Genomic DNA, 6,847 nt, shown 5'->3' on the forward strand with positions numbered 1-6,847 from the left:
CTTTTGGCCCGTGCCGTTGCAGGCGAAGCAGGCGTTCCGTTCTTTAGCATGTCCGGTTCAGACTTTGTAGAAATGTTCGTGGGCGTGGGCGCAAGCCGCGTGCGCGACCTCTTTGAAACCGGCAAGAAGAACGCCCCGTGTATCTTGTTCATCGACGAAATCGACGCCGTGGGTCGCCAGCGTGGTGCAGGTCTCGGTGGCGGTCACGACGAACGCGAACAGACCTTGAACCAGTTGTTGGTGGAAATGGACGGCTTTACCGCCAACGAAGGCGTGATTTTGATTGCCGCCACGAACCGTCCGGATGTGCTCGACAAGGCATTGCTGCGCCCGGGTCGCTTTGACCGCCAGATTGTGGTGGGACTCCCCGACCTGAAGGGCCGCGAAGAAATCTTGAAGGTGCACCTGAAAAAGCGCAAGGTGCCGCTGGCCGACGACGTGGACGTGAAGGCTGTCGCAAAGGGAACTCCTGGTCTTGCAGGCGCAGATCTTGAAAACCTGGTGAACGAAGCAGCCCTTTTGGCCGCACGATTCAACAACAAGAAAGTCACGATGCTCGACTTTGAAGAAGCCCGCGACAAGCTCAGCATGGGTGCCGAGCGCCGCACACTCCTGATGACCGACGAGGAAAAGCGCCACACCGCCTACCACGAAGCAGGTCACGCCTTGATGACACTCCTCTGCAAGCATTCTGACCCGCTCCACAAGATTACGATTATCCCGCGCGGGCGCGCCCTGGGCGTGACCATGAGTCTGCCCGAACGCGACCAGGTGAGCTACAGCCGCGAATACGCCGAAGAACGCATCATGATCATGATGTCTGGCCGCCTCGCCGAACTCATCTTCTTCAACCACCAGAGCACGGGAGCCAGCAACGACATCCAGCGCGCTACCGAACTTGCCCGCAAGATGGTGACGGAATGGGGTTTTGACGATGAAATCGGACCGGTCTGCTACAGCCGCACCGACGGCGAAGTGTTCCTCGGCCGCGAAATTTCTAAGCCGAAAGAAATGTCCGAAATGATGGCCGAAAAGATCGACAATGCGGTGAACAACCTCATCAAGCGTCTGGACCAGGCCGCCAAGAAACTCATCGAAGAGAACAAGGACAAGCTGATCGACCTCGCCGAAGCGCTGTTTGAATTCGAAGTGCTCGACCGCGAAGAAATTGACCGCGTGATGGCCGGCGAAAAACTGACCGGCACCAAGAAGAGCCGCCAGTACAAGGCGCTCGAAGAAATGGAAGAAAAGAAGAAGCGCGAAAACACACCGCCACCTGATCCGGGCAAACAGCCTCCGGTAGCGCCGGCCTCTGATGCACCCGTAGCCGAAATCAAGCCCGCGCCCGCAGCCGGAACCACTCCGGCAAATGATGGCGATGCCCATACCGAAGCGCTTGAAGCCACTGAAAAACTGGAGAAACAGGACAACACATAATGTTCAAAGCCGTGCTGGACAAGAGCCGTGCGCTCCCCTGGAAAGTCGGGAACAAGGTCCTCCCCTGTACCTCCCCCCTGATTATGGGAATCGTGAATGTGACGCCCGACAGTTTCTTCGACGGTGGCACTCACAATACTCCGGACCGCGCTTTTGACCATGCAATGAAGCTGCTCGAACAGGGCGCAGACATCCTCGACATCGGTGGCGAAAGCAGCCGCCCGGGAAGCGCCCCTGTCAGTCAGCAAGAAGAACTGGACCGAGTGTGTCCCGTAGTAGAACGCCTCGCTCCACTGGCCGAAGAAAAAAAATTTTTCATTTCCGTTGATACAGTGAAATCGACGGTCGCCCGCGAGACAATGAACCTCGGAGCGCACATCATCAACGACATCAGCGCCTGCGCCATGGACCCGAACATGCTCCAGACCGTCGCAGACACCAAGGCTGCCGTCGTGCTGAACCACATCCGCGGAAACTTCGGCACCATGCAGCAGGATTTCAAACCGTACACGAACGTGGTGCAAGAAGTCCGCGAAGAACTCTTGTCGCAGGTAAAAAAGCTTTTGGACCTCGGCGTCGAACGCGAAAAAATTTGCATCGACCCGGGCATCGGATTCGGTAAAACGGCGCAGGACAACATCGATTTGATGAAATCTGTCGAAGAATTCCTGAAAGACGGCTACCCAGTGCTCATCGGGACCTCGCGCAAGTCCTATATTGGTAAAATGCCCGGCCTCGAAAACAGCGACCGATTGATTCCAACCGTTACGGCAGGAATTGTCGCCATCCTGGGCGGAGCAAGCTGTATTCGAGTCCACGACGTGAAAGAAGCGAAGGAATCCGCACTTTATCTGGAGGCATTGAGAAATGATTCTATTTAAATTATTCGGAATTATCGATGTCCGCATGGCGGATATCCTGGATGTACTCCTGATTTCCATCATCATCTATTACATCTTCCTACTGTTCCGCGGCACCCGCGCAGCCCAGATGATTTTCGGTGGTCTTTTGCTGATTCTCGCCTGGATTATCGCCCAATGGTGGGAACTTCACACCGTCGTGTGGCTTATCAGTAACCTTGCAACCCTCGGCATTATCGCGCTTGTGATTCTTTTCCAGCCCGAAATTCGAAGCGCCCTCACCCGTATCGGTCAGGCCGCCAGTAAGCTCGATTTTCACAACCTGTTTTTCCATTCTAGCGGCCTCGACGAAATCACCAAGACAATCGCTAGCGCCTGCCAGGACTTGGCAAAAACGCACACGGGTGCCCTGATTGTGCTTGAAAAGCGCGTGGGCCTGCGTAACTACGCCGACACCGGTGAAATCTTGGACGCCCGAATCAGTTCTAGACTTTTGCGCGCCCTCTTCTTCCCGAATTCCGCTTTGCACGATGGCGCAGTCATCATGAACAGCAAGCGCATCATTGCCGCAGGCTGTATTCTGCCCATGCCAACCGGCAATGCCGAAAAGGAAGCTGGTTACGGCATGCGTCACCGTGCTGCGAAGGCCCTCGCCGCCGAATGTGACGCCCTGGTCATTGTCGTGTCCGAAGAAACGGGTTACATTTCCATTGCCTACCGAAACACGCTGCGACGCAATATCAGCGTGCAGGAACTCAAGCAGGAAATCATTCGCCACTGGGGCGAGCTGTTTAACGACGTGCGCGAAAGCAACAAGCCCGAAACCGCAGAAGAAAAGGCAGGGTAGTAGACGGTAGGAAGTTGGTAGCAGGTAATTGGATTAAAGGATTTTTATGAATAATAACGAAACAGAAGATCAGGTAAAATCACGCCGCAAAAAGAAGAACATCGCGATTCTCGTGTTGATGTTCCTTTTGCTTGTAACCCTTTTTATTGTACAGTGCCACTTGGACCAAATCAAACAAGACGCGCTAGCCAAGGAACAGGAAACCGCTCTTGAAATGCAGCGCCGCCACACGCTAGATAGCCTGCGCGCCCTGGAACAGGCCCGCGCCGACAGTATCCGCATGGCAGATTCCTTGGCAAAGCTTGCAGCAGATAATCTTGCTGACAGTCTCCGTATCGCAGATAGCCTCCGTGTAGCAGACTCACTTGCCGCTCTCAAGAACAACGTGAACCGCGACAGCATCCGCCATGTACGCGACAGCCTGAACCGCATTAAGGACAGCCTCGCCGCCATCGAAAAGGCCCGCCAGGATAGCCTGCAGCGCATCGCCGATTCCTTGGCCGTCATCGAAAAGGCCAAAGCCGATTCTCTCGAAAAGAAGCGCATTCAAGACAGCATCCGTGCTGCCGACCAGGTGCCGCCCGTTGCCGAAATCGCACCGCCCGCAGGCCGCTACTACGATCCCATCAAGCTCAAGGTCAAGTGCGAAGAAATCAAGTGCAAGACATTCCTCTCCATTGGCGATACGCTCCACGCCCAAGAAGCGGGCAAGGCCATTGAATACAACAAGACCGGAAGCGTATTCTTCTACGCCGTAGACTCCGTAGGGAACCGCTCCGCTTGGGAAGAAGCCAAGTATGACATGGCCAGTGACAACGTTTGCGGCAAGAACGCCTACCCCGTTCCACTCGGCGGCAAGACCGTTTGCGTAGACGCTTACGAATACCCGAACAAGGCCGACGAACTCCCCCGCGACATGGTGAGCCAGGAACAAGCCGCAAGTTTGTGCCAGCAAGAGGGCAAGCACCTCTGCAGCCTCGCCGAATGGCAGGCCGCTTGCAAGAGCAAGGACAACACGCGCTACAGCTACGGCGACAGCTATAAGCAGAACAAGTGCAACACCAACACCAAGGCAGCCAAGCGCAGCGGCCGTAAGGAACAATGCCGCAGCTGGTACGGTATGTACGACATGAACGGAAACCTTTGGGAATGGACTTCGACTACGAGCAAGGATCACCCCAACATGTACCTAGTCGCCGGCGGTGCCTGGAACACCAACAACGAAAGCAAATGCACCGACAACAAGTTCAGTTTCTACCCGCAGAACCAATACCCAAACGTAGGCTTCAGGTGCTGCAAGTGACGCGTAGCATATAATGGATGATGGATGATGTAAAATCATCAATCATCAACCATCAACCATCAATCATCAATTTTCAATCATCAATCCACCATTTCGACATGGAGGTGCTCCATTTCACCTTTTTCCCAGAGCACCTTGAAGCGAATTCCTAGGCGATCTTGCGCCATTTCAACGATTTTGCGACGCTTGTCTAGCGGCAGATCCTTGATACGAAAATCCATCGCGGCATTCTGATAATGCTTCGAATTACGCAAATGGTACGGATAGTCATTTCCACTCGTAATCACCGGCACGTAGTCGTCCCCCATGACCATGTGATAACAGTGCACAATTTCAATTCCTGCCGTATCCATTGCCGGGAGCAGGCTTTCGAGATAGACTCCCTGTTTCTGACGCGTACGCTTCAGAAGCAACCGATGTACTTCTCGCTGATTGAATGGCTTGACATTTAAATGACGCAAGTATTCCTCGGCGGACCAGGTTTCCTCGACAACATTCGGCTCATCAATTGGAATCGGCCGACGGTTTGTCTCAATCAGCCAATAAACACCGAAAAGTGCGGCAATAGCTAAAACAGGGGCCAATAAGTACAAATGTTTAACAAAAAATTGCATTTTCCTACAAACAAAAATACTATTTTAGGAACATGAAGAAAGCAATCCTTATTTCCGTTTCTCTCGTTTCCTCAATGTTCCTTTTCGGCTGTAGCGACAAGGCCAACTACACAGGCTGCTGGAAAGGTGAAGCAAACATGATTTTTGAAGTTCTGAGCGAAAATAACCAGGATTTCATAATTCGCAATATCAATGGTGACCTTAGTGCGTCAATCCAGGAAGGCAAGCTTTGCGGCAAGAATTCGCTTGACATGCCTTACTGCATGAGCGTGAAGGGAGATTCCGCCTACTACGAATTTGGAGGCATCACGACCGGATATGCCCGCATTAGCAAGGAAGAATACGAAGATATCTTCGCTGCGCAGAAAAAAGCTACGGTCCAATAATCCGAGCCATCCCATTATATAATGAAAGTCCCCCTTTTTCAGGGGGATTTCTTTATTCCATCACATCCTTGAGAATCTGTTCAATCATATATTCGCTGGGCGCACCACTCCAGACGCGCTTGATATAGCCATCCTTATCGAGCAACATCAGGGTCGGGACCGAATGGATTCCATAGCGAGTCCACATCTCTTTCGTTGCATCGCGGTATAGCGGATAAGGGGACGCATGCTGATGCAAATAGAAGTCATTTAAAGTCTTGAGCGGCTCATCGGCAATCCCGATGATTTCAAGGCCCTTGGAACTATATTTTTTGTAGATATTCTCGAGAACGGGAAGCGTCTTGCGACAAGGACCGCACCAGGTTGCCCAGAAATCAAGCAATGTTGCCCTAGGCCGATCCTTACGCTTTTCTCCGTTCTTGTAAAAATTCTCGCCGAACTTGGCTATCTTGCTTCCGATGGCAGACCCCGTCAAGCTACTGATGTCATCTGGCCGATCCGTCAGAGCTACCGTCAGCGTCTTTCTTTTGCCTTCGCGAGCAATCTCAACCTTAATCTTCTGTCCTGCCTTATGATCAGCAATAGCAGACTGTATCTGAGCAATATCGGTCAACGGCAGCCCTTGTACACCCACAATAAGATCACCAGCGACCATTCCGGCAGTAAAACAGCCCGATTCCGGATGAACACCAATGACACTCAATGCAAGATGGTTTTCGTAGGTAGACCTTTTAAAGGTGACTCCAAGCCACGGGACTGCATAGGATAGTCCAGTTGCAAAAAGCAAAGCGATAACAATATTACGAAATAATGGTTTCATTTTATGAGAGACGTGAAAAAAAAGCGAGATGTGGAATGTAAGATGATAAACTAATTTCACATAACACACTCCACATTACAAATTGCACTTGAGTCCTGAGATCTATACAGCCTTCGTCTGCTTCGGGTTGTGATCGTCGTAATCCGACAAAGTCTTGTAACCTTCTTCCTGTAGTGCCGCCTCGAGCTCGCGACGCATCGCGTGAGCCGCCATCCAGCGGAACGCAACGACCGAGTAGCACTGCACGGCATCGACACCGAGCTTAATCAAGTCATACACCTTGAATCCATGGTCGATACCGCCGCAAGCGATTACGCTGAATTCCGGGTAATGCGTGCGAATGTAGGTCACATTCCATAGCATGTTTTCGTAAAGAGGACGTCCTGACATACCGCCGCAGTCCCCATCTGCGCGAAGCGGGGTCAAATTTTCATATTTGGCCTCGACAGGCAGTTCACTGATTTTCTTAGTCGGGTACGTATTCCCCACCACAACTCCGTTCACTCCCGTACGCTTGAGCATGTCCATGATGTTCACCAGATGGCGTTCCGAAAGGTCGGGGCTGATCTTTACTCCGCTT

General features: G+C 52.3%; 7 protein-coding genes and 1 pseudogene. 5 read left to right on the plus strand and 3 right to left on the minus strand.

Features of this window, described 5'->3' with window-relative positions; genetic code table 11:
* The 4 genes from ftsH to Q0628_RS13885 form a co-directional block, all read left to right on the plus strand.
* Positions 1–1,437: ATP-dependent zinc metalloprotease FtsH (gene ftsH, locus Q0628_RS13870; protein WP_298771965.1), on the plus strand; the 1,437-nt coding region annotated here is incomplete at its 5' end.
* Positions 1,437–2,318 carry a dihydropteroate synthase gene (gene folP, locus Q0628_RS13875; protein WP_298771967.1) on the plus strand — a complete coding sequence of 294 codons (882 nt, stop codon included), beginning with the start codon at positions 1,437–1,439 and terminating at the stop codon, positions 2,316–2,318. The genes ftsH and folP, both read left to right, overlap by 1 nt.
* Positions 2,305–3,144 (plus strand): diadenylate cyclase CdaA, encoded by an 840-nt coding sequence (gene cdaA, locus Q0628_RS13880; RefSeq protein ID WP_298771969.1) that lies wholly within the window; start codon positions 2,305–2,307, stop codon positions 3,142–3,144. Before folP ends, cdaA begins: the two co-directional genes overlap by 14 nt.
* A gap of 46 nt (positions 3,145–3,190) precedes the next feature.
* A complete protein-coding gene (locus tag Q0628_RS13885; protein ID WP_298771971.1) occupies positions 3,191–4,447 on the plus strand; it encodes an SUMF1/EgtB/PvdO family nonheme iron enzyme in 1,257 nt (418 codons plus the stop codon).
* 80 nt (positions 4,448–4,527) lie between these two features.
* Here the strand turns inward: Q0628_RS13885 and Q0628_RS13890 are convergent, their stop codons facing one another.
* Complete coding sequence (locus Q0628_RS13890; RefSeq protein WP_298771973.1) at positions 4,528–5,031, minus strand: hypothetical protein; 504 nt, start codon at positions 5,029–5,031, stop codon at positions 4,528–4,530.
* 62 nt (positions 5,032–5,093) lie between these two features.
* Here Q0628_RS13890 and Q0628_RS13895 point away from each other — a divergent pair, with 62 nt between their 5' ends.
* A complete protein-coding gene (locus Q0628_RS13895; RefSeq protein WP_298771975.1) occupies positions 5,094–5,447 on the plus strand; it encodes a hypothetical protein in 354 nt (117 codons plus the stop codon).
* 52 nt (positions 5,448–5,499) lie between these two features.
* Here Q0628_RS13895 and Q0628_RS13900 read toward each other — a convergent pair whose 3' ends face one another.
* Both Q0628_RS13900 and Q0628_RS13905 read right to left on the minus strand, forming a co-directional pair.
* Positions 5,500–6,234: a thioredoxin-like domain-containing protein gene (locus tag Q0628_RS13900; protein ID WP_298771977.1), complete on the minus strand. Its 735-nt coding sequence runs from the start codon at positions 6,232–6,234 to the stop codon at positions 5,500–5,502.
* A gap of 135 nt (positions 6,235–6,369) precedes the next feature.
* A pseudogene (locus Q0628_RS13905) lies at positions 6,370–6,847 on the minus strand (dihydroorotate oxidase); the annotation flags it as partial.

Source organism: uncultured Fibrobacter sp. (genome assembly GCF_937877005.1).
GTDB lineage: Bacteria > Fibrobacterota > Fibrobacteria > Fibrobacterales > Fibrobacteraceae > Fibrobacter.